Origin of the sequence: Microbacterium sp. K27, assembly GCF_004794435.1 — a bacterium.
Classification (GTDB): domain Bacteria; phylum Actinomycetota; class Actinomycetes; order Actinomycetales; family Microbacteriaceae; genus Microbacterium; species Microbacterium maritypicum_A.
This window is the reverse complement of the sequence record NZ_SSDK01000025.1, coordinates 1-24,638: the sequence shown is the minus strand read 5'-3', so window position 1 is coordinate 24,638 and position 24,638 is coordinate 1. Positions and strand designations below refer to the sequence as shown.

25 protein-coding genes, 1 tRNA gene, 1 other RNA gene and 1 pseudogene are annotated in these 24,638 nt (G+C 67.2%); 23 read left to right on the top strand and 5 right to left on the bottom strand.

The genetic code is table 11. The features are described 5' to 3' along the window. The first annotated feature begins 2 nt into the window (after positions 1-2). The 11 genes from DW307_RS01375 (at position 3) to dapF (ending at position 10,661) form a co-directional block, all read left to right on the top strand. Positions 3-2,738 carry a DNA translocase FtsK gene (locus DW307_RS01375; RefSeq protein WP_136023725.1) on the top strand — a complete coding sequence of 912 codons (2,736 nt, stop codon included), beginning with the start codon at positions 3-5 and terminating at the stop codon, positions 2,736-2,738. Next, on the top strand, positions 2,738-3,313 hold the full coding sequence (pgsA, locus tag DW307_RS01370; RefSeq protein ID WP_136023724.1) for a CDP-diacylglycerol--glycerol-3-phosphate 3-phosphatidyltransferase: 576 nt from the start codon (positions 2,738-2,740) through the stop codon (positions 3,311-3,313). Before DW307_RS01375 ends, pgsA begins: the two co-directional genes overlap by 1 nt. Further along, a complete protein-coding gene (locus DW307_RS01365; RefSeq protein ID WP_240750437.1) occupies positions 3,310-3,795 on the top strand; it encodes a CinA family protein in 486 nt (161 codons plus the stop codon). Before pgsA ends, DW307_RS01365 begins: the two co-directional genes overlap by 4 nt. 141 nt (positions 3,796-3,936) lie before the next feature. After that, positions 3,937-4,245: a helix-turn-helix domain-containing protein gene (locus tag DW307_RS01360; protein ID WP_017830901.1), complete on the top strand. Its 309-nt coding sequence runs from the start codon at positions 3,937-3,939 to the stop codon at positions 4,243-4,245. An 18-nt stretch (positions 4,246-4,263) separates the two neighbouring features. Beyond that, complete coding sequence (locus tag DW307_RS01355) at positions 4,264-4,488, top strand: DUF3046 domain-containing protein (protein ID WP_021198637.1); 225 nt, start codon at positions 4,264-4,266, stop codon at positions 4,486-4,488. Positions 4,489-4,757: 269 nt separating this feature from the next. Further along, positions 4,758-5,807 (top strand): recombinase RecA, encoded by a 1,050-nt coding sequence (gene recA / locus DW307_RS01350; protein ID WP_021198638.1) that lies wholly within the window; start codon positions 4,758-4,760, stop codon positions 5,805-5,807. Further along, positions 5,807-6,676 carry a regulatory protein RecX gene (locus DW307_RS01345; protein WP_136023722.1) on the top strand — a complete coding sequence of 290 codons (870 nt, stop codon included), beginning with the start codon at positions 5,807-5,809 and terminating at the stop codon, positions 6,674-6,676. Before recA ends, DW307_RS01345 begins: the two co-directional genes overlap by 1 nt. 49 nt (positions 6,677-6,725) lie before the next feature. Further along, entirely contained in the window at positions 6,726-8,273 is a 1,548-nt protein-coding gene (gene miaB, locus DW307_RS01340) for a tRNA (N6-isopentenyl adenosine(37)-C2)-methylthiotransferase MiaB (protein WP_136023721.1), read from the top strand. 11 nt (positions 8,274-8,284) lie between these two features. After that, on the top strand, positions 8,285-9,196 hold the full coding sequence (gene miaA, locus DW307_RS01335) for a tRNA (adenosine(37)-N6)-dimethylallyltransferase MiaA (protein ID WP_136023720.1): 912 nt from the start codon (positions 8,285-8,287) through the stop codon (positions 9,194-9,196). A 34-nt stretch (positions 9,197-9,230) separates the two neighbouring features. Then, the gene (locus DW307_RS01330; RefSeq protein WP_136023719.1) at positions 9,231-9,779 is read left to right on the top strand and encodes a dihydrofolate reductase family protein; all 549 of its coding nucleotides are present in this window, start codon (positions 9,231-9,233) and stop codon (positions 9,777-9,779) included. 9 nt (positions 9,780-9,788) lie between these two features. Then, entirely contained in the window at positions 9,789-10,661 is an 873-nt protein-coding gene (gene dapF / locus DW307_RS01325) for a diaminopimelate epimerase (RefSeq protein ID WP_029265520.1), read from the top strand. Positions 10,662-10,698: 37 nt separating this feature from the next. Here the strand turns inward: dapF and DW307_RS01320 are convergent, their stop codons facing one another. After that, positions 10,699-11,340 (bottom strand): class I SAM-dependent methyltransferase, encoded by a 642-nt coding sequence (locus DW307_RS01320; protein WP_021198644.1) that lies wholly within the window; start codon positions 11,338-11,340, stop codon positions 10,699-10,701. Positions 11,341-11,633: 293 nt separating this feature from the next. Here DW307_RS01320 and hflX point away from each other — a divergent pair. Next, positions 11,634-12,920: pseudogene (gene hflX / locus DW307_RS01315) on the top strand (GTPase HflX); the annotation flags it as partial. Between the two features lie 6 nt (positions 12,921-12,926). Here hflX and DW307_RS01310 read toward each other — a convergent pair. Then, entirely contained in the window at positions 12,927-13,592 is a 666-nt protein-coding gene (locus tag DW307_RS01310; RefSeq protein ID WP_021198646.1) for an SIMPL domain-containing protein, read from the bottom strand. A 141-nt stretch (positions 13,593-13,733) separates the two neighbouring features. On the opposite strand from DW307_RS01310, the gene ssrA reads away from it, so the two are divergent. Both ssrA and DW307_RS01300 read left to right on the top strand, forming a co-directional pair. Continuing rightward, positions 13,734-14,103, top strand: a transfer-messenger RNA (tmRNA) gene (gene ssrA, locus DW307_RS01305). Between the two features lie 114 nt (positions 14,104-14,217). Beyond that, on the top strand, positions 14,218-17,088 hold the full coding sequence (locus tag DW307_RS01300) for an HAD-IC family P-type ATPase (RefSeq protein WP_136023717.1): 2,871 nt from the start codon (positions 14,218-14,220) through the stop codon (positions 17,086-17,088). Positions 17,089-17,122: 34 nt separating this feature from the next. Here DW307_RS01300 and DW307_RS01295 read toward each other — a convergent pair whose 3' ends face one another. Together DW307_RS01295 and DW307_RS01290 are read right to left on the bottom strand one after the other, a co-directional pair. Further along, positions 17,123-17,689, bottom strand: a complete 567-nt coding sequence (locus tag DW307_RS01295; protein WP_136023716.1) for a hypothetical protein — start codon at positions 17,687-17,689, stop codon at positions 17,123-17,125. Between the two features lie 21 nt (positions 17,690-17,710). Beyond that, a complete protein-coding gene (locus DW307_RS01290; protein WP_029259031.1) occupies positions 17,711-18,502 on the bottom strand; it encodes an inositol monophosphatase family protein in 792 nt (263 codons plus the stop codon). Positions 18,503-18,658: 156 nt separating this feature from the next. On the opposite strand from DW307_RS01290, the gene DW307_RS01285 reads away from it, so the two are divergent. Next, positions 18,659-18,731, top strand: a tRNA-Lys gene (locus DW307_RS01285). Here DW307_RS01285 and DW307_RS18385 read toward each other — a convergent pair. Further along, a complete protein-coding gene (locus DW307_RS18385; RefSeq protein WP_446723823.1) occupies positions 18,693-18,992 on the bottom strand; it encodes a helix-turn-helix domain-containing protein in 300 nt (99 codons plus the stop codon). The genes DW307_RS01285 and DW307_RS18385 overlap by 39 nt on opposite strands. 164 nt (positions 18,993-19,156) lie before the next feature. Between DW307_RS18385 and DW307_RS01275 the strand changes: the two genes are divergently transcribed. The 8 genes from DW307_RS01275 to DW307_RS01250 form a co-directional block, all read left to right on the top strand. Beyond that, positions 19,157-19,366, top strand: a complete 210-nt coding sequence (locus DW307_RS01275) for a hypothetical protein (protein ID WP_136023715.1) — start codon at positions 19,157-19,159, stop codon at positions 19,364-19,366. Beyond that, positions 19,363-20,031: a hypothetical protein gene (locus DW307_RS01270; protein ID WP_136023714.1), complete on the top strand. Its 669-nt coding sequence runs from the start codon at positions 19,363-19,365 to the stop codon at positions 20,029-20,031. Before DW307_RS01275 ends, DW307_RS01270 begins: the two co-directional genes overlap by 4 nt. Before the next feature lie 91 nt (positions 20,032-20,122). Further along, positions 20,123-20,431 (top strand): HNH endonuclease signature motif containing protein, encoded by a 309-nt coding sequence (locus DW307_RS01265; RefSeq protein ID WP_205810308.1) that lies wholly within the window; start codon positions 20,123-20,125, stop codon positions 20,429-20,431. Positions 20,432-20,518: 87 nt separating this feature from the next. Beyond that, positions 20,519-20,854, top strand: a complete 336-nt coding sequence (locus DW307_RS01260; protein ID WP_136023713.1) for a hypothetical protein — start codon at positions 20,519-20,521, stop codon at positions 20,852-20,854. Further along, positions 20,851-22,338: a hypothetical protein gene (locus DW307_RS01255; RefSeq protein ID WP_136023712.1), complete on the top strand. Its 1,488-nt coding sequence runs from the start codon at positions 20,851-20,853 to the stop codon at positions 22,336-22,338. The genes DW307_RS01260 and DW307_RS01255 overlap by 4 nt, the downstream gene beginning before the upstream one ends. 9 nt (positions 22,339-22,347) lie before the next feature. After that, positions 22,348-22,539, top strand: coding sequence for a hypothetical protein (locus DW307_RS18030; RefSeq protein WP_168440964.1), 192 nt, complete (start codon positions 22,348-22,350; stop codon positions 22,537-22,539). Positions 22,540-22,579: 40 nt separating this feature from the next. After that, positions 22,580-23,734 (top strand): hypothetical protein, encoded by a 1,155-nt coding sequence (locus DW307_RS18025; protein ID WP_168440963.1) that lies wholly within the window; start codon positions 22,580-22,582, stop codon positions 23,732-23,734. Beyond that, positions 23,731-24,638 (top strand): head maturation protease, ClpP-related (locus DW307_RS01250; protein ID WP_168440962.1); only part of this gene is annotated, 908 nt, incomplete at its 3' end. The genes DW307_RS18025 and DW307_RS01250, both read left to right, overlap by 4 nt.

The following is a 24,638-nucleotide window of genomic DNA, read 5'->3' as shown; positions in this document are numbered from 1 at the left end:
GCATGGCCAGGAGTACCACGAAGACAGAGAGCGCGTCGACCAGCGCACCGTCGCGCCCCAAGCGGCAGACGGCTCCCAAGGCCCAGCCCGCTCGCAAGGCGCAGCCCGCTCCCAAGAAGTACATCGACGAGGCAGACAAGCCGCCGGTCGCCGTCCGGGCCTGGGTCGGGCTGGCGCACGGCGTCGGCGGACTCTTCCGCGCGTTCGGCCCCGAGACTCTCGAGAAAGACGATCGTCGCGACGGTTTTCCCTTCCTCCTCGTGCTCCTCGCCGTGCTCGGAGCGGTCAACGAGTGGTTCTTCATCGGCAACGAGGTCGCTGCGAACATCAGCGCGTATTCGGTCGGAGGGCTGATCGGGCGCGTCGCATTCGTGATGCCCGTTCTGCTGCTCCTGCTCGCCGGATGGCTCTTCCGCCACCCTTCGTCGGTTCACGACAACGGCCGCATCGGAATCGGTTTCGGGTTGTTCGTCCTGACGCTCGCCGGCTTCTGCCACGTCGCGGGGGACGGCCCTCAGCCCAAGGAGGGCATGCTCGCACTGAGCGAGTCCGGCGGACTCTTCGGATGGATGCTCGGCCAGCCGCTCAGCTACCTCACCGACATCCCCGCGTACATCGTGCTGTCGCTGCTGGCGGCGCTCAGCATCCTCATCCTCACCAAGACTCCGCCGAACCGCATCGGCGCCCGTCTCGGCGATCTCTACGCCTGGATGTTCGATGCCGAGCGTCCGGAGAAGTCGACCAAAGACTCCGCGGCGATCGACGACGCCGACAAGGTCGACGATCCCGACGTGCTGCCGTGGTGGCGGCGCAACAAGACCGGCCGCGAAGAGGACCCCGACGAAGGCACGCTCGGCTCCGACGACATCACCGCGCTGCTCACGACGTCCGACCCGACTCCCGCCTATGACCAGGCCGTCGTCGTCGAGAACCCGTACGACGCCGCCACCGAGGTGCTGTCCGACGTGAGGTCCGTCGCCGATTCGCTCGCGGAGCAGCAGACCACGGCGCTGCTCGACGACTCGTCCGACACCGGAGAGGCGCCGGAGCTTCCCGGCCTCGACGGCTTCGGCACCGAGGGGCCAGGCGACCGCGGGCCGCAGGCGCCCGTGACGCCGTACATCCTGCCCTCTCCCGGTCTTCTGGTCGAAGGGCCGCCTCCGGTGATGCGCTCCGAGGCCACCGACAAGGTGATCGAGCAGATCACCAGTGTGCTGTCGCAGTTCAAGGTGGATGCGAAGGTCACCGGCTTCTCGCGCGGCCCGACGGTCACCCAGTACGAGGTCGAGGTCGGCCACGGCGTCAAGGTCGAGAAGATTCTTCAGCTGAGCAACAACTTCGCCTACGCGGTCGCCTCGAACGACGTCCGCATCCTCTCGCCGATCCCGGGCAAGAGCGCGATCGGCATCGAGATTCCCAACGCCGACAAGGAGATGGTCGCACTCGGCGACGTGCTGCGTTCGCCCGCCGCGCAGAAGAGCACGCATCCGATGACGATCGGCGTGGGCAAGGACGTCGGCGGCAACATCGTCATCGCGAACCTCGCGAAGATGCCGCACCTCCTGGTGGCCGGTTCCACCGGCTCCGGTAAGTCGAGCTTCGTGAACTCCATGATCACCAGCCTGCTGATGCGGGCGCGGCCCGCCGATGTGCGCATGGTCCTCATCGACCCGAAGCGCGTGGAGCTCACCAGCTACGCCGGTGTCCCGCACCTGATCACGCCCATCATCACGAACCCCAAGAAGGCGGCCGAAGCGCTGCAGTGGGTCGTGAAGGAGATGGACATGAGGTACGACGACCTCGCGTCTTTCGGCTTCCGTCATATCGATGACTTCAACCGTGCCGTGCGCGCCGGGGAGGTCGAGCTCCCGGTGGGCAGCGAGCGCGTTCTGAAGCCGTACCCGTACCTCCTGGTCGTGGTCGACGAGCTCGCCGACCTCATGATGGTCGCCCCTCGCGACGTGGAGGACTCGATCGTGCGCATCACGCAGCTCGCGCGAGCCTCCGGCATCCACCTCGTCCTCGCGACCCAGCGGCCGAGCGTCGACGTCGTCACCGGACTCATCAAGGCGAACGTCCCGTCTCGACTGGCCTTCGCCGTCACCAGTGTCACCGACAGCCGCGTCATCCTCGACAGCCCCGGGGCGGACAAGCTCATCGGTCAGGGTGACGCGCTGTTCTCGCCGATGGGCTCGTCGAAGCCGTTCCGTCTGCAGGGCGCGTGGGTCGACGAGAAGGAGATCGACGCGGTCGTCAAGCACGTCACCCGCCAGGCTCGTCCGGACTATCGTCCCGACGTGCAGGAGGCGATGGAGCCGACCAAGAAGAAGGAAGTCGACGAGGACATCGGCGACGACCTGGAACTGCTGCTCGCGGCTGCCGAGCTCATCGTCTCGTCGCAGTTCGGATCGACCTCGATGCTCCAGCGCAAGCTGCGGGTCGGCTTCGCGAAGGCCGGTCGCCTCATGGACCTGCTGGAGTCACGTGAGATCGTCGGCCCGTCCGAGGGCTCCAAGGCGCGCGACGTGCTGGCCACGGCCGAGCAGCTCCCACAGGTGATGGCGAAGCTGCGCGGTGACGACGTTCCGACGTCGCCACCCGCTTCCGCCGCCCCTGTCGCTCCGCCGGTGCCACCCCTGCCCCAGACGCACGATCCGATCGCTGCCCAGTATGAGGGGCTTCCAGAGGTGGAGGCCGAGGGCGACGAAGACGCCTGGGGCCTGACGGGACGCGACTGATGGCCATCCCGCGGCAGCTGCCCAACGCCATCACCGTCGCGCGCATCCCGCTGGCGGTCGTCTTCTTCGTCCTGTTGCTGATGGGCGGAACCTACGGCCTCGCCGAGCCCGGCCTCCGGTGGACGGCCGCGGTCATCTTCATCGTGGGGATCTCCACGGACTGGGTCGACGGCTACCTCGCGCGCAAGTACGACATCGTCAGCGATTTCGGCAAGCTCTGGGATCCCATCGCCGACAAGATGCTCACGGGGGCCGGGTTCATCGGACTCGCCCTCCTCGGAGAGGTCGGCTGGTGGATCGTCGCCGTCATCCTCGTGCGCGAGTGGGGGATCACGATCCACCGGCTCATGGTCGCCAGCGAGCATGTCGTCGCTGCGGCTTGGATGGGCAAGATCAAGACGGCGTTCCAAGGTGTGGCGCTCGGCTGGGCGTTGCTTCCGCTGCACTATCTCGTCGGTCTCGATGCATGGACGTTGATCACCTTCATCCTCATGCTCATCGTCCTGGTGCTCACGGTCGCGAGCGGTATCGACTACATCGTGGCGCAGGTCCGCGGCTCGCGCCGGAAGTCGTGAGCGACGCGGCTGCTGCCGTCCTCGCGGCGCTGGGTCGACGGGGATGGACGCTCGGAGTCGCGGAGTCGCTGACCGGCGGCGCCCTGTGCGCCGACCTGGTCTCGGTTCCCGGCGCGTCCACGGTGTTGCTCGGCGGGGTGGTGGCGTACGCGACGCCGGTGAAGGCGTCGGTGTTGGGCGTCGACGCGAATCTTCTCGCCGTGCACGGGCCGGTGCATCCGCAGGTCGCGCTGCAGATGGCAGACGGAGTGAGGAGTGTCGTGAGCGTCGGTGGGTCGCCGGCCGATGTCGGGGTGTCGACGACGGGAATCGCCGGTCCGGATTCCCCCGACGGGCAACCGGTCGGCACGGTGCACATCGGCGTGGCGACGCCGGCGGCGATGAGGACGACGGCCTTCCGTTTCCTCGGAGATCGCGACTCGATCCGCGCGCAGACGGTCGCGGCAGCGCTCGAAGAACTGCGCGCGATGCTGGCGGAATAGCAGGACCGCCGGGGTGGTTATCTCTGATGTGCTCACACTTAAACCACAGAGTGCAGGGGTAGATTCTGTGCATGCCAGGGGTACTAGACTGGCTGTCTCATCGGGGGAGACCTCGAACGATCACATGGGGAGGAGGTTCCGATGATTCTTGTACGACAGGAAATCGGCGATGTGCTGAGGGACTTCCGCCTGCAGAAGGGGCGCACGCTCCGGCAGGTCGCAAGCAAGGCGTCGGTTGCGCTCGGCTACCTCAGCGAGGTCGAGCGTGGGCAGAAGGAGGCGTCGAGCGAGATCCTCGCTTCCGTCGCCGACGCGCTCGACGTTCCCATTTCGACGATCATGCGCGAGGTCGGAGACCGCATCTCGGTGCTCGAGGGCATCCAGGTCTTCCCGGACGTCGTTCCCGACGACCTCGTCGCGTCGATCGAACCTCAGCTTTCGCTGCACTGATCCCCGGTCGGGGAAGCCATGCGTCGTAGTGAGTTCCTTCGCGCCGTCGAGACCGAGTTTCAGGCGCGCGCGTCCTCTCTGGTGAACGACCTGACGCTCAGCGCTGTCGGCGGTCGAACCGCGCTCGAGGCGCTGGCCGAGGGAACCCCACCACGCGACATCTGGTTGGCCCTGTGCGTCGAGATGGATGTTCCGGAGAACAGGCGACACGGCGTCGGTCGGCAAGAGCCGCGCGGACGCTGAGTCGTTCGTCGATCTCCGATGCCTACGGGACACGACCTGAGATCCACGGCGTGTCGTCGAAGATCTGTTCGAAGCGGGCGTAGTCTTCTGCACAAGTGGTTCAGGGAATCTGTTCTGCACGGTATGTGAGCTCTCCGCATCGATGTCGGTGGCCTCTCCTACGGTGGAAAACAAGCCGAAGAGCCATTACGCCTTGTCGGAGAGTTTCTCCCAACCGGGAGAGCCGCGACAGCCTACAGGCGGCATCACGCGCGCAGAAGGAGCACATCATGCCATCACCCGCCGACCGCGAGAAGTCCCTCGAGACCGCCCTCGCCCAGATCGATCGCCAGTTCGGAAAGGGCTCGGTCATGCGGCTGGGCAGCGATGAGCGCGCCCCCGTGGCGGTCATCCCCACCGGCTCCATCGCCCTCGACGTCGCTCTCGGCGTCGGAGGCCTCCCGCGTGGTCGAATCGTCGAGATCTACGGACCGGAGTCCTCGGGTAAGACGACCCTCACCCTGCATGCGATCGCGAACGCTCAGCGCGCAGGCGGCATCGCCGCGTTCATCGACGCCGAACACGCGCTCGACCCCGACTACGCCGCGAAGCTCGGCGTCGACATCGACGCGCTCCTGGTGTCGCAGCCCGACACCGGTGAGCAGGCCCTCGAGATCGCCGACATGCTCGTGCGCTCGGGAGCCATCGACCTCATCGTCATCGACTCCGTGGCGGCGCTCGTGCCCCGCGCCGAGATCGAGGGCGAGATGGGCGACTCGCACGTCGGTCTGCAGGCGCGACTCATGTCGCAGGCGCTGCGTAAGCTCACCGGTGGCCTGAACCAGACCAACACGACGATGATCTTCATCAACCAGCTTCGCGAGAAGATCGGCGTCTTCTTCGGCTCGCCCGAGACGACCGCCGGTGGTAAGGCGCTGAAGTTCTACGCCTCGGTCCGCATGGACATCCGTCGTATCGAGACCCTCAAGGACGGAACCGACGCCGTCGGAAACCGCACCAGGGTCAAGGTGGTCAAGAACAAGATGGCGCCGCCGTTCAAGCAGGCCGAGTTCGACATCCTCTACGGCGTCGGCATCTCCCGTGAGGGCAGCCTGATCGACTTCGGCGTCGAGCACGCCATCGTGAAGAAGTCGGGCTCGTGGTACACCTACGACGGTGACCAGCTGGGCCAGGGCAAAGAGAACGCGCGCACCTTCCTGTTGAACAACCCCGATATCGCGCTGGCGATCGAGACGCAGATCAAGCAGAAGCTCGGTATCGGCGGCCCCGCTTCGGTACCGGCAGCTGCAGACGAGCTCGCTGAGCGTCGTCCGGCCTGATGAACGACACGCGTGGGGGCGATCCCGACCGGATCGCCCCCATCATCCCCCTCTTCGGCGGTGGGTCGAAGAAGCAAACGCACACGCCGCCGCCTCGCCTGGCGGAAGGCGACGACCAGTCGACGGACGATCCCCGCGCCAGCGACGCGGCGGTCTGGCGCACGACCTGGGATGCCCCTCCGGACAGTGGCTCGCACATCGACGCGTCCGACGCGGGTACTCCCAGCGATCGTCATCCCGCGCGGGGGATCAGGGGCAGTTCCGCCACAGCGTCGACGCGCCCGACGAAGTCCGCTCCTCACCTTCGCGCACTCGGCGGCGGAGAGAGCGACGATGCCGGCGCCGACGAGAAGGCATCGCCGGACGAGGTGCGTGTGGCCGCGGAGGAGTCTCTCGTCCGTAAGCTGCGGGCGCGATCGTTGTCCATCTCGGAGGCCCGACAGGTCCTGCGAGGCGTCGGCCTCGACGGTGCGGTCGTCGACGAGGTGATCGATGACTTCTCCCGTCGCGGCTATCTCGACGACGCCGCCCTCGCCGCCGTGCTGGTGACATCGGGCGTCGAGCGGAAGGGACAGGGACGGGTCGCGTTGTCTCGCGCACTCGCGCAGCGCGGCATTCCGCGCGATGTGGTCGACGGTGCTCTCGATGAGTTGCCGGACGACGATGACGATCGCGCGCTGGAGTTCGCTCGCGGCAAGGCGCGGTCGATGAGCCGGCTCGATCACGACACGGCTCTGCGGCGGCTGGTGGGCCAGCTCTCACGACGCGGCTACAACGGAGCCGTGGCGATGAAAGCCGCGAAGGCTGCGCTGCGGGAGAACTCCTTCGGAGGTTCCACGTCCGGGGTCCGATTCGTCGACTCGGACTGATGCCGGGACGCCGCGACAGCTCAGCAACGGCTCGTACAATGGGGAGATCATGACTATCCCGCGCAGCGAACCGACGATCATCGGCGCGTCGTCGGCAGCCGTCGACGACGACGGACGACAGCGATCGTATGAAGTGCGCACCTTCGGGTGCCAGATGAACGTGCACGACTCCGAGCGGCTCTCGGGCTCGTTGGAGAGCGCCGGCTATGTGAGAGCCGTCGACGGTGACGAGGCCGACGTGGTGATCATCAACACCTGCGCCGTCCGCGACAACGCGGCAGGCAAGCTGTACGGCACCCTCGGGCACCTCGCTTCCGTCAAGCGTCGCAAGGAAGGCATGCAGATCGCCGTCGGCGGCTGCCTGGCACAGATGGACAAGCAGGCCGTGCTCGACAAGGCACCCTGGGTCGACGTGGTGTTCGGCACGCATAACATGGGCTCATTGCCGGGTCTGCTCGAGCGCGCGCGACACAACGGCGATGCCGAGCTCGAGATCCTCGAGTCGCTCGAGGTCTTCCCTTCGACGCTGCCGACCAAGCGCGACTCGGCGCACAGCGGCTGGGTCTCGATCTCGGTCGGCTGCAACAACACCTGCACCTTCTGCATCGTTCCGAGCCTGCGCGGCAAAGAGAAGGATCGTCGCCCCGGCGACATCCTGAACGAGATCCGTCTCCTGGTCGAAGACGGCGCGATCGAGGTCACGCTTCTCGGCCAGAACGTCAACTCCTACGGGGTCGAGTTCGGTGACCGTCAGGCCTTCGGCAAGCTCCTGCGCGCGGCCGGCGACATCGAGGGGCTGGAACGGATCCGGTTCACGAGTCCCCACCCCGCGGCGTTCACCGATGACGTGATCGACGCCATGGCCGAGACGCCGAACGTGATGCCGCAGTTGCACATGCCGCTCCAGTCAGGGAGCGACCGCATCCTCAAGGCGATGCGCCGCTCCTACCGGAGTGAGCGTTTCCTCGGGATCCTCGAGCGGGTTCGTGCCCGCATCCCGAATACCGCCATCACCACGGACATCATCGTCGGGTTCCCCGGTGAGACCGAGGACGACTTCGAGGACACGATGCGGGTGGTCGAGCAGGCGCGTTTCTCCAGCGCGTTCACCTTCCAGTACTCGATCCGCGAGGGCACACCCGCGGCGACGATGGAGGATCAGGTCCCCAAGGAGATCGTGCAGGCGCGCTACAACCGCCTGATCGCTCTGCAGGAACGCATCTCGCTGGAGGAGAACCAGAAGCAGGTCGGCCGTGAGATCGACGTGCTGGTCTCGACCGGCGAAGGCAAGAAGGATACCGAAACACACCGCCTCACGGGACGCGCCGAAGACAACAGGTTGGTGCACTTCGAGGTGACCCCGGGGTCCGAGCTGCCTCGCCCCGGAGACGTGGTCACCGTGACCGTGACACACGGCGCCCCGTTCCATCTGCTCGCCGACGATCCGACGGGCGCGCCCCTGAAGATCCGTCGGACCCGCGGCGGCGACGCGTGGGATCGATCGCAGTCGGAATCGTGCGCAGTCCCCGCCTCTGTCGGCGACGGTGCGCCGAAGGCCGTGTCGCTCGGTCTGCCCACGCTGCGCGTGGGCGTGTGACCGGACGGAACGTGCCAGCGCCACGTCTCTGGGCGATCGTCGGGGCGACCGGCACCGGTAAGAGCGATCTCGCGATCGAGCTGGCCGAGACGCTGCGTGCGGAGGGAAACCCCGCCGAGGTCGTGAACGCCGATGCCATGCAGCTCTATCGCGGGATGGACGTCGGCACCGCGAAGGTCTCGATGACGGAACGCCGGGGCATCCCGCACCACCTCTTCGACGTACTCGACGTCGACGAAGATGCGGCTGTCGCGTGGTACCAGCCGAGAGCTCGTGAGGCGATCGAAGAGATCCACCGCGGGGGAGGAGACGCGATCCTCGTCGGCGGATCCGGTCTCTATGTATCGAGTGTCGTCTACGACTTCCGATTCCCTCCGCGCGACCCGGAACTGCGGGATCGTCTCGAACAAGAGCTCGAGACCCGAGGGGCCGCGCATCTGCTCGAACGTCTGCGAACTCTCGACCCGCAAGCGGCTGCTCGCGTCGATCCACAGAATCCGCGCCGCATCATCCGTGCGCTCGAGGTTCTCGAGCAGGGGAGCGAGACGCACGGTGCCTCGCTTCCGGAGAAGCCAGTCCTGTGGCATCCGCATACTCGTCTCATCGGTCTGCATGTGGACCGCCCCTCTCTCGTGGAGCGGCTGGATTCCAGAGTCGAGCGCATGTGGAAGGGCGGCCTCCTCGCCGAAGTCGAGGATCTTCGTGCGCACGGGCTCGAGCGTGGAGGAACGGCTCCTCGCGCGATCGGGTACGCGCAGGCCCTGGCCCAGCTCGACGGCGGCCTCACGGAGCGTGAGGCGATCGCACAGACCCAGGCGCTCACGAGACGCTATGCGCGACGCCAGGTGTCCTGGTTCAAGCGGTATCCCGACCTGGAGTGGTGGGAGGCTCCGGTGCGGGCCGTGACGCTTCTCCACGCCTGATCTCGATGTCGGAGGGTGCTGCGAAGCTGGCCGGATGACGACGCACTTCTACACGGCCTCCAGCCTCGACGGGTTCATCGCCACCGAGGAGCACTCATTGGACTGGTTGCTCACACAGGACATCGACCAAGACGGACCGATGGCGTACACGGGTTTCGAGCGGAACATCGGCGCCCTGGCGATGGGGTCCTCCACCTACGAGTGGGTGATGCGCCATGAAGAGGGCCGCTGGGGGTACAGCCAGCCCACGTGGGTGTTCACCCACCGTCCACTCGACCTCCCGAAGGAGGGCGATGTCCGACTGACGCAGGCCGACATCCGCACGGTGCATGCGGAGATGGCGCAGGCGGCGGGTGGGAAAGACCTCTGGGTCGTGGGCGGCGGAGACCTGGCGGGGCAGTTCGCTGACGCCGGGCTGCTCGATGAGGTGTGGGTGCAATACGCACCCGTCGCCCTCGGCTCGGGAGCCCCGTTGCTTCCGCGCAGACTCGACCTCGAGTTGATCGAGGTGGCGCGAAACCGGAACTTTCTCTGCGGTCGGTACCGGCTCGCGCGGGACGGAGAAGTCCGCGACGATCTCTAGACTGGACCCATGGTCGCATTCACCAAGGGGCACGGCACGGGCAACGATTTCATCATCATCGCTGACCCGGACGGTGAGCTCGACCTCACCGTCGAGCAGGTCGCCGTGCTCTGCGATCGTCACTTCGGCATCGGTGCAGACGGAATCCTCCGCGTGGTGAAGTCGTCGGCGATTCCCGACGGTGCGGCTGCACTCGACGAAGAGCCGCAGGCGGAATGGTTCATGGACTACCGCAATGCCGATGGATCGGTCGCCGAGATGTGCGGGAACGGCGTCCGCGTGTTCGCCCACTATCTCGTGCGCTCCGGCCTTGCGGCGATCGAACCCGGCTCGACCTTGCCGATCGGCACGCGGGCGGGAGTGCGCGATGTCACCCGAAGCGCGACGGGATATCAGGTCGACCTCGGCCGGTGGAAGCTCTCCGGGGATGACCCGCTCGTTCGCGTCGACGGCTTGTCTGTCACCCGTCCAGGTCTCGGAATCGACGTCGGGAATCCGCACGTCGTGGTGGCGCTCGCGTCGGAGGCTGAGCTCGCGTCCCTCGAGCTCCACCGTGCGCCCGGCCTCGACCCGCTGCTGCCCGCGGGAGCCAACATCGAGTTCGTCGTACCCGGCGAACCGCTCGTGCGCGACGGTATCGGACATGTGAGCATGCGTGTCTATGAGCGCGGGGTCGGAGAGACTCTGAGCTGCGGCACGGGTGTCGCGGCGACGGCCCTGGCGGTGCGCTACTGGGCGGGCGAGAACGCTCCGAGCAACTGGCAGGTCGAGGTGCCCGGGGGGACGCTCGGCGTTCGAATGTTCCCGGCGGAAGACGGTGAGCACGTCGCTCTCTCCGGGCCGGCTCAGCTCGTGTTCCAAGGCGAGGTCGACCTCGCCTGAGGTCCTGACCGTCGGCTTCGGCAGGCCCGCATCGGCCTCATCCGAGAATGATCGGCTCCGTCGGCGGGTTTCCGTGCTTGCGCACTTTCAGGATGCGATAGCCCTTGCCCGTAGCGGTGCGGAAGACGCTGTAGCCGGGCTGGAAGGTCGATCCGATCCACCGCTGGAGCGAATCCGCACCGAGATTGCGCTGCACGACCAGCCAGGCATCGCTGCGCTCGTCGAGGCGCGGGATCCATCGCTCCAGAAGGCCGTGGAGTTCGTTCTTCCCGACGCGGATCGGCGGATTCGATCGGATCGTACGGAATGAGACGTGCTCGGGAACATCGTCGGGCAGGGATGCGTTGACATTGGTGAGCCCGAGAGCTGCGGCGTTGCGACGCACCAGATCGAGGGCACGCTCATTCACGTCGACGGCCCACACCGTCGCATGGGGAGCGGCGAGGGCCATCGACAATGTCACCGGACCCCAACCGCTGCCGAGGTCGAGAAGATCGCCGCCCGGGGGTACCGGGGGCATGTTGGCGAGGAGCACTGCAGTGCCGGCGTCGAGACGATCCGGGCTGAAGACCCCACCGGCGGTGGTGACTTCGAGCTCTCGACCCGCGAGTGATACGCGGATCTTACGCAGATTCTCGGGGCTTGCCGGGGCCGCAGTGAAGTAGTGATCTGACCCCATACGGTGAGCGTACCGGACAGCGCGGGCTAAGGTTAAGGCTCGCAACAAATCCCAGAGACAAGGAACGGATGACGGAGACCACCACACCCTCCACCGACGACCACACGGTCGATCGTGTACTCGCGAACGCGGAGAAGCGCTCGGACGTCCACCTCTTCGGCGCCGCACAGGCGCTGCAGGACGAATCGACGGCATCGCACGCGAGTACGGACGGCGCGCAGTGGGATCTCGAAGACCGACATGCTCTTCGACGCGTCGGTGGACTCTCGACAGAGCTCGAGGATGTCACCGAGGTCGAGTACCGGCAGTTGCGACTCGAGAACGTCGTACTGGTGGGCGTCTACCCCCAGGGGGCGCAGGAAGATGCCGAGAACTCGCTGCGGGAACTCGCTGCTCTGGCGGAGACCGCCGGCGCCGTCGTGCTCGACGGTGTCCTGCAGCGCCGCCCGCACCCCGACGCCGCGACATACCTCGGCCGCGGGAAGGCCCAGGAGCTCAAAGACATCGTCGCCGCTGTCGGGGCCGACACCGTCATCGCCGACACCGAGCTCGCGCCGAGCCAACGACGCGCTCTCGAGGACGTCGTCAAGGTCAAGGTCATCGACCGCACCACCGTGATCCTCGACATCTTCAGCCAGCACGCGAAGAGCCGAGAAGGCAAGGCCCAGGTCGAGCTCGCCCAGCTCGAGTATCTGCTGCCTCGTCTTCGCGGTTGGGGTGACTCGATGAGTCGCCAAGCCGGTGGTCAGGTCGGCGCCGGCGGCGCAGGCATGGGCTCGCGCGGTCCCGGTGAAACCAAGATCGAACTCGATCGCCGACGGATCCGCACGAAGATGGCTCTGCTTCGACGCCAGATCCGAGACTTCGGCCCTGCCCGCGACGCCAAGCGCGCCGAGCGCAAGCGGAACACGATTCCTTCCGTCGCGATCGCCGGATACACGAACGCCGGCAAGTCGAGTCTGCTCAATGCGCTGACCAGCGCTGGCGTCCTGGTCGAGAATGCCCTGTTCGCGACGCTGGATGCGACCGTGCGTCGTACGGAGACGGAGGACGGTCGCGTCTACACGCTCACGGACACCGTCGGGTTCGTGCGCAATCTCCCGCATCAGCTCGTCGAAGCGTTCCGGTCGACCCTGGAAGAGGTCGGCGAGGCCGACGTCGTGCTCCACGTCGTCGACGGTTCGCATCCCGACCCGGCGGGTCAGCTGCAGACCGTGCGCGACGTGCTCGGGGATGTCGGCGTCCGTGACCTTCCGGAGATCGTCGTCTTCAACAAGGCCGATCTGATCGCGGAGGACGAGAGGCTCGTGCTCCGAGGCCTTCAGCCGCACGCCCACTTCGTGTCGTCGCGGTCGGGCGAGGGAATCGCGGAACTGCGCGCAGCCGTCGAAGAAGCGCTCCCGAAGCCCGCCATCGAGGTGCATGCCGTGATTCCGTATGACCGCGGCGATCTCGTGGCAGCGATCCACGAGTCGGGCATGCTCCTCTCCGTGGACCATCGAGAGGATGGCACCGCGGTGCATGCACGCGTGTCAGAGCGTCTCGCCGCGGAACTGGCTCCTTTCACCGCCCACGGCTGAACGCGACTATCGCGCGAGGAACCGCGCCTCCACCGTTGCGGAGATGACGATCTCCTCGGGCTCGTACTCCATGGCCGGTGCCGAGTCGGCGGCGAACGCCACACCTCCACGCGCTTTGAGCATCGGAGCCCCAGGTGACGGCTGTCCGCTGGAGATGAGGCCGGTATCGGCGATCTCCAGCGGCGTGACCTCACCGAGGCCGAGCGCGCCCGCGTAAGCCTCGGCTCGGGTCACGGCGACACCGACAGCGTCCGCCGCCACATCGCGCTCGATCCGCGTGCGTGTCTCGGGCGTGAGGTGCCAGTCCACCCCGCCGACCTCGACGCCGTCCCAGGGGGAGATGTCGGAGACCCACAGCGAGAGCTCGGATGCTTCCGCGAAGGTGGCGGTGTAGTCGATGCTGGCGTAGTAGACGGGGGCGAGGCGCTTGCCCTCGCTGCTCCAGGGGCGTTCGGCGCGCACCGAGAGCCGCTTGCTGGTCCAGTCGACGACGCTGCCGGCGTCCGCGCGCTCGGTGATGCTCGCGCGCACCGGCTCGGCGAGCCGCATCACGTTCTCGACGACCGTGGTGCGCTCGGGGCCCTCGGCGCGTACCCCGACACGGATGGTGGCGCGCTCCGGCGCGACTCGCGCTTCATGCTCGCCGCGGACGGTGACGGTGACTTCGCTCATGGGGCGACTCTACGCCAGCGGCTGGATCCGCCGTGGAATGGCGTGGCGGCGGAGAACGTTGTAGTCTGTGATGCTCGGGTGTTCCTCACCCGGGATGGTAATTCCACAGTGTGACAGCGGCTCCTTCGAGAGAAGGACCACGGGGCTGATCGGTTTCGACAGCGCCTGTGAATCCACGAGAAGCGGGCCGAGGATGCAGAGTTATCTCGTAAACGCTCTCTGCAAAACAATAGTTGCCGAAACCAAGCGCAACGACTTCGCCCTCGCTGCATAAGCGAGCCCGATAGTCCGTCAGGCCGTATGTGATTCCGATACGGATCCTGGCGTCATCTAGGAATCTTGCTGCGTGATGGCGTCTGGACGTCACGTGGGACTCTTCCCAGGCTGGGCTTGTCGACTTAGGTGTCTGTGACAAAGGTCGGAGCCGAGCAGAACGTCTTCACAGACTGCGCCCGGAGAAGGCGTGGAGACTCAGCGTTGGACGGGGGTTCGATTCCCCCCAGCTCCACCATGTCGCTGTCACACAGGAATGAGGCCCGCCTCCCCAGTGATCACTAGGGAGGCGGGTCTTTTCATGTCCGCTCAGACGCCTGGGTACCGACGTCGTGGACCTATATTGAAGTCTGTGGACACGACCCCCGCAGACGTCTCAACCGGTCTCACGCACGCTCAGGTCTCCGAACGCGTCGCCGCCGGAAAGACGAACGCCTTCGTTGCCGACACGAGTCGCAGCGCCTGGAGCATCGTGCGAGCGAACGTGTTCACGCTCTTCAACGGCATCGTCTTCGCCTGCTTCTTCGTGCTGTTCCTGGTCGGACGCTGGCAGGACGCACTCTTCGGACTCGCCGCGTTCGCGAACGCGATCATCGGATGTGTGCAGGAGTTCCGGGCGAAGTCGGCGCTCGATCGTCTGGCGCTCATGAACGCGCCGCGTGCGCTCGTGCTGCGGGACGGCGAGGAGGCGGAGATCACGCCCGGAGAGGTCGTCCTCGACGACGTCCTCGTGCTCCGCGCCGGCGAGCAGGTGCCGGCCGACGCGCGGGTTCTCGCGTCGCGCGGGCTCCAGATCGACGAGTCGATGCTCACCGGGGAGTCGGACCCGGTCGAGAAGCAGCCCGGCGACGATGCGCTGTCCGGAGCCGTGGTCGTCGCAGGGGAGGGGACCGCGATCGCGACCCGCGTGGGCGCCGATTCCTACGCGAACCACTTCGCCGGGGAGGCGAAGCGTTTCTCCCTCGTCTCGAGTGAACTGCGCACCTCGGTCAACCGGGTGCTGAAATGGGTGAGTTGGATCATCGGCCCCGTCGGCCTGCTCGTCCTGAACGCGCAGATCATCGTGCTCGGCGGCTACACGACCGTGTTCTCGAACGGCGCGTGGGTACAGGCGGTGGTGAACACGATCGCGTCGTTGACGGCGATGATCCCGCTGGGCCTGGTACTCATGACGAGCATCGCCTTCGCCGTCGGAGCCTCACGACTCGCACGCCGGCAGGTTCTGGTGAACGAACTACCAGCTGTGGAAGGCCTCGCGCGCGTCGACGTCATCTGCCTCGACAAGACCGGCACGCTCACCGTCGGGGAGATCGGCTTCGACGAGGCACATCGCCTCCACGGCCTCGCCCCGGAACAGGCAGAGGACGCGGCGGCGGCGCTTGCCTGGTATGCCGCGGCGCCCGATGCGAACGCGACAGCACGGTCGATGCGGACGGCCTACCCGGTCGCCTCGCCACTCGTCGTGTCGGGGTACATCCCGTTCTCATCTGCACGAAAATGGAGTGCGGCGTCGTTCACCGGCATCCCGGGGACCTGGGTGATGGGAGCACCGGAGATGGTGTTCGGCGATGCGGCCACATCGGCGGAGACGGAGCTGGGGCGCACCGTGACGGCACTCGCCGAGACGGGCCGCCGCACTCTCGTGCTCGGCCACGCGCACGCGGCGCTCTCGGACGCCGACGTCGACTCCGAGCGGCTCCCTGACGGACTCGCGGCCATCATCGTGCTCACCTTCCGCGAGCAGGTGCGCCCCGACGCCGCTCAGACACTCGCCTATTTCGGGCGCCAGCAGGTGGGCATCCGCATCATCTCCGGCGACAACCCGCGTACGGTGGCGGCCATCGCCCGAGAAGTCGGTCTCGACGTGGCCGACGGCTTCGATGCCAGAGAGCTTCCCGATGATGACGCCCAGCTCGCCGACGTGCTCGACCAGCACACGGTGTTCGGGCGCGTCACCCCCGAGCAGAAGAAGCGCATGGTGACGGCGTTGCAGAGCCACGGACACACCGTCGCGATGACCGGAGACGGTGTCAATGACGCCCTCGCGATCAAGTCCGCGGATATCGGCATCGCGATGAACTCGGGCTCGCCGGCCACGAAGGCCGTTGCGAGGCTCGTGCTGCTCGACGGACAGTTCTCGCACCTGCCGGACGTCGTCGCCGAGGGGCGCCAGGTCATCGCGAACATTGAGCGCGTGTCGATGCTGTTCCTGAACAAGACGGTCTACGCGACACTGCTCGCGATCATCTTCGGGGCGTTCCTCCTCGAGTTCCCGTTCCTGCCGCGACAGCTCTCCATCACGGACGGCCTCACGATCGGCATCCCCGCCTTCTTCCTCGCGCTCATGCCGAACGCGGCGCGCTACGTGCCGGGTTTCCTCCGACGGTCTTTGAGTTTCGCGATCCCGTCGGGCATCGTCGTCGCGCTCGGGCTGACCTGGTACACGTTCGTCGCGCGTGGACTCGGTGTGCACGAGGAGGAGCTGCGCACGGGCGCCACCGTGATCCTGGCCGTCGTCGGCATCTGGATTCTGGCGGTCCTCGCCCGCCCGCTCAACCGGTTCAAGGTGGCGGTCGTCGGGGCGATGTTCATCTTCCTCATCGCAGTGTTCACGATCCCGCTCGCTCGCGAGTTCTTCGTGCTCGTCGACCCGGGGGAGGACCTCGCCGTCGCGCTCACCGGGATCACGATCGTGATGGTCGCGGCCATCGAAGTTGTGCGCTTCGTGCATCGCCGTCTGGTGCTGACGGTGCCGACGAGGAACGCTCCACGCGTGACGACGTCCTCCTCCACGGTGCCCGTCTCCTCGTCGGCCCCCGTCGCCACGGTGATCACCACGGTGGTCGCCGTGCTCGCATACGTCTTCGGCGCGCTGGCGACGGGCTTCGGGATACTGGTGTTCCTGGGACGCTACGACCCGGACGTGAGCGCCTCGGCCTTCTCGCTCACCGGTGCCGCCATCGCCCTGTTCGGTCTTCTGGTCTTCGCCGTCGCCGCCGGGGTCCGCCGCGGAAGCGGGCTCTCCCGCCTCATGCTCACGATCTTCCTCGGCATAGCGATCGCGTTGAGTGCGGTCGTCCTCGTGTTCGGAGACCGCTGGGACTGGGGAGCGGCCTTGACGGTCGCGTTCGCGGCCGCGATCATCGTGCTGCTGTGGACGCCACCGGTCTCCCGCACCTTCGGGCGGATACTCGAGAGTTCGATGGGGTCGGGTCGCCCCTGACGGAGATCGACCCCGACGGGAGTCGACGAGGGATCTAACGCGGCCACTCGATCAGGATGAGCCCCTGGCGCGTGTCCGCGAGGCGCACCCATCCGTCGCCGAAGAGATACGTCATGCCGTAGCCGTCTTCGTCCGTGCCCATGGCGTATCGGGCGTCTTCGGTGAAGTAGACGCCGTCAGGGCCGTCTTCCCGTTTCCAGCCCTCGGCGAGGAGTGCGGCCTGTGCCGCTGCGGCATCGGAGTCGTCCATCGGAGACCAGCCGTACAGCTGCCCATGGTCGGATCCGACGGTGTAATCGGCCCAGAAGCACAGCAGCCCCTCGGTCAATTCGACACCCCCGACGACGAACTCCTTCGTCTCGGCGGTCCAGCCGGCATCGGCGAGAGCGGTGACCGTGCCGGCCGAGATCATCGACTCGCAGGTGAGTTCCGTTTCGGCCGGCTCCGGCGTCGGCGAGGTCACCGGCACGGAGGACGGCGTCGGCTGCGGACTGCCGGCATCGGGCGTGGGCGACGTGCGCGGCTCCGGAGCGGCGCACGCGGTGAGGGCTCCGACGAGCAGCAGGACGCCCGCGGCTGCGGACATGATGCGGAAATTCATCGCGGGGGCCTCGTGGTTCGATCAGTTCTGCATCAGGGTGAGGAAGTCGTCGTGAAGGGTGCCGTTGGTTGCGAGTGTCGAGCGGGCGGAGATCGTCTCGACACCGTCGACGTCGGTCATGCGCCCGCCGGCCTCGCGGACGATCGGGACGGCCGCTGCGATGTCGTACTCCTTGACGTCGAACTCGGCGACCATGTCGATGCGTCCTTCGGCGAGGAGCATGTACGAGTAGACGTCCCCATAGGCCCGGTCTCGCCAGACACGCCCGGCCACGGCCAGCAGCGTGTCGAGGCGCCCCGCCTCCGACCACTGCGCGATGCTCTGGAAGCTCACGCTCGCGTCGTCGAGCGAGGAGACCGACGACGTCCGGAGCCGACGCGGTTCGCCCTCGAGCGTGGTCCAGGCGCCTCCGCCGGCCGATGCCCACCAGCGCCGTCCGAGCGCCGGCATGCTCACCACTCCCACCTGGGGGACGCCGTCGATAGCCAGCGCGATCATCGTGCCCCACAGCGGGACGCCACGAAGAAAATTGGCTGTTCCGTCGATCGGGTCGATGATCCACTGACGCTGGGTGCTGCCCTGCGCGCCGAACTCCTCGCCGAAGATGCCGTCTTCCGGCCGCTCGGTTTCGAGGATGCTGCGGATAGCACGTTCCGTCGCGAGATCGGCGTCCGTCACATGGGAGTTGTCGGCCTTCGTCGAGATCTCGAGGTCGGACGCGTCGAACCGGGGGAGCGACTGGGCATCGGCGGCATCGGCCAGGCGGAGTGCGAGGTCGAGGTCGTGCCGCAGGCTGTCGGGGGAGGTGGTCACGGTCTAAGAATACTGGCCGGATCGACGGGGCCGGAGGGTCGAAAGACCATGTTTCGCCGCCCGCCCGGCGGCGGCGCGCCCGGGTGCCGGTGTCGATTTCACATGGGACCGGTCGGCTGGTAATGTAATTCCTCGGTCGGGGTTATCCCGGGCCACGCACCTCTAGCTCAATCGGCAGAGCAACTGACTCTTAATCAGTGGGTTCTCGGTTCAAGTCCGAGGGGGTGCACGGAATAGCCTCGGGATCTCTCGCCAGATCCCGGGGCTCTTTCATTTCCAGCCCCGCGATCATGTGCTCGAGGCTCTGCCCCGTCGCCCTCGCCCACAGCGCGAACTGCGTGACGGACGGCTCGGCCAGCCCGTTCTCCCACCGCGAGATCGTCGCGTGCCCTACGCCGATCAGCGGCGCGATCGCGCGCGAGCTGAGGCCAGCCATACGCCGTGTCTCGAGAAGACGGCCGGCGACTGATGTCGTGTTGCTCTGCAGCATGGTCATGCGCCCAGAATAGCGGTACGTCCGCTCCGATATCGAGACACGCCGACACCAATACGGATCAGACTCGCTCGTGTCCACCTGCATAGACATGTGCTCCGAAAATGGAGCGCTCGACTATGGAGGATCGAACGATGGGATCTCAGGGATCTTGGCAAGCCATGCTACTCGCCGAGGGGCGCGCCGAAGCGTCGGCTCTCGCTGACCAGGCGACCCGCACCGCACGCGAGTATCGCGAGACAGGCGCAGAGCAGCCATACCAGGATGAGCTGGTCGCGCTCACGGCACGGATCAAGGCGCTGCCGGCCGAGCAAGCTGGCACCGTCATCGCCTCGCTGCTCGGCATCATCGCATGGGGCCGCACGTCATGACCGAGCCGGGAACCCTCGTACGCGAGCGTCTGGCGTGGGAGCGTGACTTCACCCAGGTGCCCAACGTCTACGCGCGCGATCGCGAGCTGAGCTGGGTAGCGCGCGGCATCCTCGTCTGGCTGATGACGCACGACGCCGGCTATTCGGTGACGATGGGCGCGATCGAGGGGGCGAGCTGGAAGGAAGGCCGCGAGGCGGTGCGTTCCGCTGTCGCCGAGCTTGAGAAGGCCGGCTACCTGCATCGTCAGCAGAAGCGAGGCACGGGCGGCCGTCTCGCCGGCTACGTCTTCCACCTGTGCGACCCGTACCAGCTGCCCGTCGTCGGCGCTCAGCAGCTCCCGATCGACGGGCTGCAGCCTGTGGATAACTCACGCTCGACCATCGACGGGAAGCCGTCATCTGGTGCTGTGGATAACTCGACCGGCAGACGGCTTGCCGTCGCCGGTAACCCGTCCACCAAGAAGAACACCAAAGTAAGAACATCTAAAGACCCAGCGCAACCACAAGAGCCGACGCGGTCGGCTGTGGAGAACTCGCCGATCGTGCGCTGGCGCACCGAGCGCTGTCCTGCAGCCTGGTCAGCGCCCTACGCCCACGACCTCGGCACCAAGTCACACCGCTGCACCAACTGCGGCGAGCGGCCCATCGTGAGGGCGGCATCGTGATCGACGACCTCGGCCCCGCCGGCATCCCGCTCGCGCTCATCGCGTGGCTGCTGCTCGTCATCGTCGAGCGTCGAGCAGCGAGGCGGCAGCCATGACGATGACCCTGCCGCACGGCCCCGGCACCTACGCCGACCCCGACGCCAAGCCCGAGCGATGGGGAGGACGCAAGGCCCAGGCGTACGTGCAGCTGACGCTCGCCACGTACGGCGAGCTGTGCATCAACTGCGGACGACCGGGCTCGACGACCGCCGATCACATCATCCCGAGAGCAGACGGCGGCGCGGTCTACGACATCGACAACCTCGGCCCATCGCATGACAAATGCAACTACTCGCGAGGACGCAAGCCGCTGCGCCCCGTCGGCATCCCAGTCGAGAGCGGCATGGCGTTTTTTAGCTGAGCCGATCTGGACACCCACGCGCAGCCGCTTCCATTTCTCCCCGATCACCCACAAAAAACCGAGCTTGAGACGAGACGAGAAGAAACCATGACCAACGACGACGAGACGACGCCGACGCTCCCCGGCCTCGAGTACGTGCCTGAGAATCAGGCCGGCATCTCGCCGATGCGCGCCGCCGTCGTCGCCACGATCAAAGCACTCGAGGCCGATGCGCTGCTCGAGCCGCGGCACGTCGCCATGTGCCAGCTCGCGCTCGAACTGGCCGACGCCGTCACCGCCGGCCGCCGGTCGGGCCGCGCCTCGGCTGCCGCCATGGCCGCCGGCCAGCTGCGCGACACGCTGCTCGCGCTGCCGGCACCCATCGCCGGCGACATCGCGCAGCGCTTCGCAGACTTCGTGTCGTCGCTGACGGACAGCGAATGACGATCGCCGAGGCCGCCACCCGCTACACCATCCCGGCCGTCGTCCCCGACTGGGCAGGGTTCACCTACGCGACGCCCCGCGACCCGACCCGGCGCACGATCGGCGGCCGTATCGCCAAGATCGCGCGGGCTCTCGACAAGCCGGGGATGATCTGGCAGCGGTGCGTCTGGGACGTGGCCGGCGAGATCGACGCGTTCGGCAATCTCGTCTACGAGATCGTGATCGTGACCGTCCCGCGGCAGTCGGGGAAGACCACGATGTACGGCCCGGTGCAGATCGAGCGCGCGATCACGATGCCGGGTGCCAAGACGTTCTACACCGCGCAGACCGGCAAGGACGCACGCAGCCGATTCAACGATCTCAAGCAGCTGATCGAGGGCTCGCCGCTGATGAATGTCGGCCCGCAGTTCCGACTGTCCGCTGGCGACGAGGGGATCATCTGGCCGAACGGCGCACGTAACAAGATCTTCGCGCCGGTCGAGGCTGCGCTGCACGGCGAGACGCCGCCGCTCGTCGGCATGGATGAGATCTGGGAGCTGGACGAGCTGCTCGGCGACGCGCTGCTCGAGGGGGCCATCATCCCCGCGCAGGTCACCCTCGCCGGCCGCCGTCAGGTGTGGCTGATCTCGACCGCCGGCACGGCCGCGTCGCGGTTCCTCCGCAAGTGGGTCGAGCGCGGCCGGCAGTCCGTCCTCGAGCCCGGATCACACCCCAAGATCGCCTACTTCGATGCGTCACTGCCCGAGGGCGAAGACCCGTACGACCCGGTCGCGATCGCGCGATTCCATCCGGCAGTGCGTCGGATGGACGGCAGCGGAACGCAAGAGCTGGCCGCGCTGATGGAGCTGGCGAGTCAGGTCAGCCGGCCGACGTGGCTGCGCGCTTTCTGCAACATCTGGACGGAAGCCGCCGACCCGCTGATCCCGCCGGCCGACTGGGACGACCTCGCCGACCCAACGCTCGGCGCTCCATGGTCAGAGGTCGCGATCGCGTGGGAGGTCGCGCACGACAACGAGATGGGCGCGATCCTCGCGAGCTGGCGAGACGACGACGGCACGGCCTGCACGCGCGTCGTGCACGCCGCGCCGAACACCCAGTGGATGGAGGATCTGCTGGTCGAGATCTACAGCTACGGGCCGGCCGCATTCGGCGCTGACGACGGCGGGCCGACGCGCCGGCTGAACGACCGCCTGCGGCTGCGCCTCGGTGCGGATGCCGTGCAGACCCTCGGCATCAAGGATTACGGCGTCGCGACGGAGACGTGGCTGACGGCCGCGCGCGACGAGAAGACGCTGCTGCACGACGGCTCCCGCACGCTCGCCAACGGCGTCGCGCACCTGGTGCTCAAGCGCACCGGCGAGATCACCAAGTTCTCGCGTTCCGACTCGACCGGCCCCGTCGCCGGCCCCATCGCCTCGGCCGTCGCGCTGTGGCTGTACGACCACCGCATCGCGCCCGTATGGACGCCCGTCACGAGCTACTGAGGACACCCGATGACGATCACTCTCGACTCGACAGCACACAGCACCGTCGTCGTCTGCTCGCTCTGCGGATGCCACGATCTCGCCGACAGCCCCCGCGAGGGCTGGCTCAAGGGTGCCGCGCACGAGCGCGTCGCGCACCCCGAGCTGCAGCAGGCGCGAGAAGCGGGACGCATGTCTCATAATCGAGACACGCCGAAATGAATATCTCGATCCGTTCGAAGTCGGCTCGAGATTTCATCACGTGGATACCAAGCCGAATTTCTGGACGCGCGCATGGCAGTGGCTCAACGAGCCGCTCGATGTCGCGATCAAGTCCCCCGAGCAGTGGGCCGACAGCAGCCACCTGATCCCCGTTGACGTTCAAAGCCTGTTCGGGCTCTCCGACGCATCCGGTATTCAGATCACCCGGCGCACCGCGCTCGGTCTCGACGTCGTCGCCAAGGGCCGGCGCGTGCTCTGCACCAACATCGGCCGAATGCCGCTCGTCACCAAGAAAGCCGGCCAGGTCACGGCGCAGCAGCTCGCCTACCTGCAGCAGCCCGAGGACGACCGTGATCTCTCGCAGACGCTGATCTGGACGGCAGACGCCCTGTTCTTCTACCCCCGCACCTGGTGGATCGTGCAGCGCCGCGACGCCTACGGATGGCCGGCACGGGGCGGCGTCAAGCTGCTCGACCGCGCGGATGCCGAGTTTGACGACGCCGGCAAGCTCGTCAAAGCGTGGGGCGAGGACATCGCCACCAAAGGCTGGGGCGTCATCCAGTTCGACGCGCCAGACGGCGGACTGCTCCACGACGGCATCCGCACGCTGCGCCGTGCGATCGTCCTCGACCGCGCGGCCTCGCTCGCCGAGGAAAACCCCGTCCCGTCGATCGACCTGCACAACATCGGTGAGAAGCCGCTCGAGGATTACCAGATCCGCGAGCTGCTGACGTCGTGGCGCAACGCCCGCGCGAAGTACGGCGCCGGCTACACCGACAAGTCGATCGAGGTAAAGACTCTCGGCATCCAGGACTCGCAGCTGCTCAGCACCGCGCAGGCCCGCATGGACGTCAAGCTTGCGCGGCAAATCGGCATCCCCGCATGGGCCGCCGACGTCGCGCTCGAGGGCTCGACACTCAACTACCAGAACCGGCAATCCCGCGCGTGGGAGCTGATCGACCTGTACCTCGCCACCTACACCACCTCGATCGCCGGCCGGCTCTCGATGCCCGACTGCACGCCCGTCGGCTGGAAGACCGAGTTCGATACCGAGGTGCTGACGAGGCCCGATCTCAAGACCCGATTCGAGACGTACAAGCTCGGCCTCGACGGCAAGTTCATCGACCAGCAGTGGATCGACACCCAGGAGGGCCAGACGCTGCGCAGCACGACCCCCGAGGAGATCCCCGCATGAACCGCCAGCAGCTCGCCGCAGCCCTCGCCGCCGGCAGCATCACCCAGGCCCAGCACGACACCGCACTCGCGACGCTTACGCGCGTCCAGTTCGCCGCAGCCGCAGCGCAGACGACGCCGGCCTGGAACCTCGAGTCCGCCGGCGGCGTCGCCTCGCTCCACCTGTACGGTCCGATTGGCTCGTACTGGGACGGCATCCGCGCGGCCGACGTCGTCCGCGAGGTGCGCGACCTCGACGTCGCCACGCTGAACGTCTACATCAACAGCCCCGGCGGCGACGTCTACGAGGGCATCGCGATCCGCAACGTGCTGCGCGAGACCAGCGCGCACGTCGTCGTGCAGATCGACAGCCTCGCGGCATCCGCTGCCAGCTTCATCGCTTGCGCCGGCGACGAGATCGTCATCAGCGATCACGCCGAGGTCATGATTCACGACGCCTGGAACATCGCGATAGGCAACGCCGACGACATCCGCACCGTCGCCGACGACCTCGACCGGCTCAGCGACAACATCGCCGCCATGTACGCCGAGCGCGCCGGCGGCGACCCTGCCGCCTGGCGCGCCGTGATGAAAGCCGAAACCTGGTACAGCGCCGACGAGGCCGTCGCCGCCGGCCTCGCCGACCGGCTCGCCAGCGCCCCCGACGACGCCGACGCGCCGGCCGCTCACTTCGATCTGTCCATGTACGCCCACGCCGGCCGCGCCGCGGCCCCGGCACCCGTCCCCGTTGCCGCACTGGCAGCACCTCGAAAGGAACCCCGCATGAACCGTGAACAGCTGGCGGCTGCACTCGCAGCCGGACAGATCACCCAGGAGCAGCACGACGCAGCCCTTGCGGCGCTGAACATCGTGTCCGCCGAGCCGGCCCCCGCTGCGGCGCTCGCGCCGGCAGCCGGCGCGCCCGG

Coding starts and splice junctions, on each gene's coding strand:
- DW307_RS01345 (WP_136023722.1), top strand. CDS start 5,807: ATGAACGACACGCGTGGGGGCGATCCCGACCGGATCGCCCCCATCATC.
- DW307_RS18030 (WP_168440964.1), top strand. CDS start 22,348: ATGACGATCACTCTCGACTCGACAGCACACAGCACCGTCGTCGTCTGC.
- DW307_RS01295 (WP_136023716.1), bottom strand. CDS start 17,689: ATGAATTTCCGCATCATGTCCGCAGCCGCGGGCGTCCTGCTGCTCGTC.
- DW307_RS01330 (WP_136023719.1), top strand. CDS start 9,231: ATGACGACGCACTTCTACACGGCCTCCAGCCTCGACGGGTTCATCGCC.
- DW307_RS18385 (WP_446723823.1), bottom strand. CDS start 18,992: ATGCTGCAGAGCAACACGACATCAGTCGCCGGCCGTCTTCTCGAGACA.
- DW307_RS01310 (WP_021198646.1), bottom strand. CDS start 13,592: ATGAGCGAAGTCACCGTCACCGTCCGCGGCGAGCATGAAGCGCGAGTC.
- DW307_RS01275 (WP_136023715.1), top strand. CDS start 19,157: ATGCTACTCGCCGAGGGGCGCGCCGAAGCGTCGGCTCTCGCTGACCAG.
- DW307_RS01375 (WP_136023725.1), top strand. CDS start 3: ATGGCCAGGAGTACCACGAAGACAGAGAGCGCGTCGACCAGCGCACCG.
- dapF (WP_029265520.1), top strand. CDS start 9,789: ATGGTCGCATTCACCAAGGGGCACGGCACGGGCAACGATTTCATCATC.
- DW307_RS01360 (WP_017830901.1), top strand. CDS start 3,937: ATGATTCTTGTACGACAGGAAATCGGCGATGTGCTGAGGGACTTCCGC.
- pgsA (WP_136023724.1), top strand. CDS start 2,738: ATGGCCATCCCGCGGCAGCTGCCCAACGCCATCACCGTCGCGCGCATC.
- recA (WP_021198638.1), top strand. CDS start 4,758: ATGCCATCACCCGCCGACCGCGAGAAGTCCCTCGAGACCGCCCTCGCC.
- DW307_RS01320 (WP_021198644.1), bottom strand. CDS start 11,340: ATGGGGTCAGATCACTACTTCACTGCGGCCCCGGCAAGCCCCGAGAAT.
- DW307_RS01355 (WP_021198637.1), top strand. CDS start 4,264: ATGCGTCGTAGTGAGTTCCTTCGCGCCGTCGAGACCGAGTTTCAGGCG.
- DW307_RS01270 (WP_136023714.1), top strand. CDS start 19,363: ATGACCGAGCCGGGAACCCTCGTACGCGAGCGTCTGGCGTGGGAGCGT.
- DW307_RS01265 (WP_205810308.1), top strand. CDS start 20,123: ATGACGATGACCCTGCCGCACGGCCCCGGCACCTACGCCGACCCCGAC.
- miaB (WP_136023721.1), top strand. CDS start 6,726: ATGACTATCCCGCGCAGCGAACCGACGATCATCGGCGCGTCGTCGGCA.
- DW307_RS01255 (WP_136023712.1), top strand. CDS start 20,851: ATGACGATCGCCGAGGCCGCCACCCGCTACACCATCCCGGCCGTCGTC.
- DW307_RS01260 (WP_136023713.1), top strand. CDS start 20,519: ATGACCAACGACGACGAGACGACGCCGACGCTCCCCGGCCTCGAGTAC.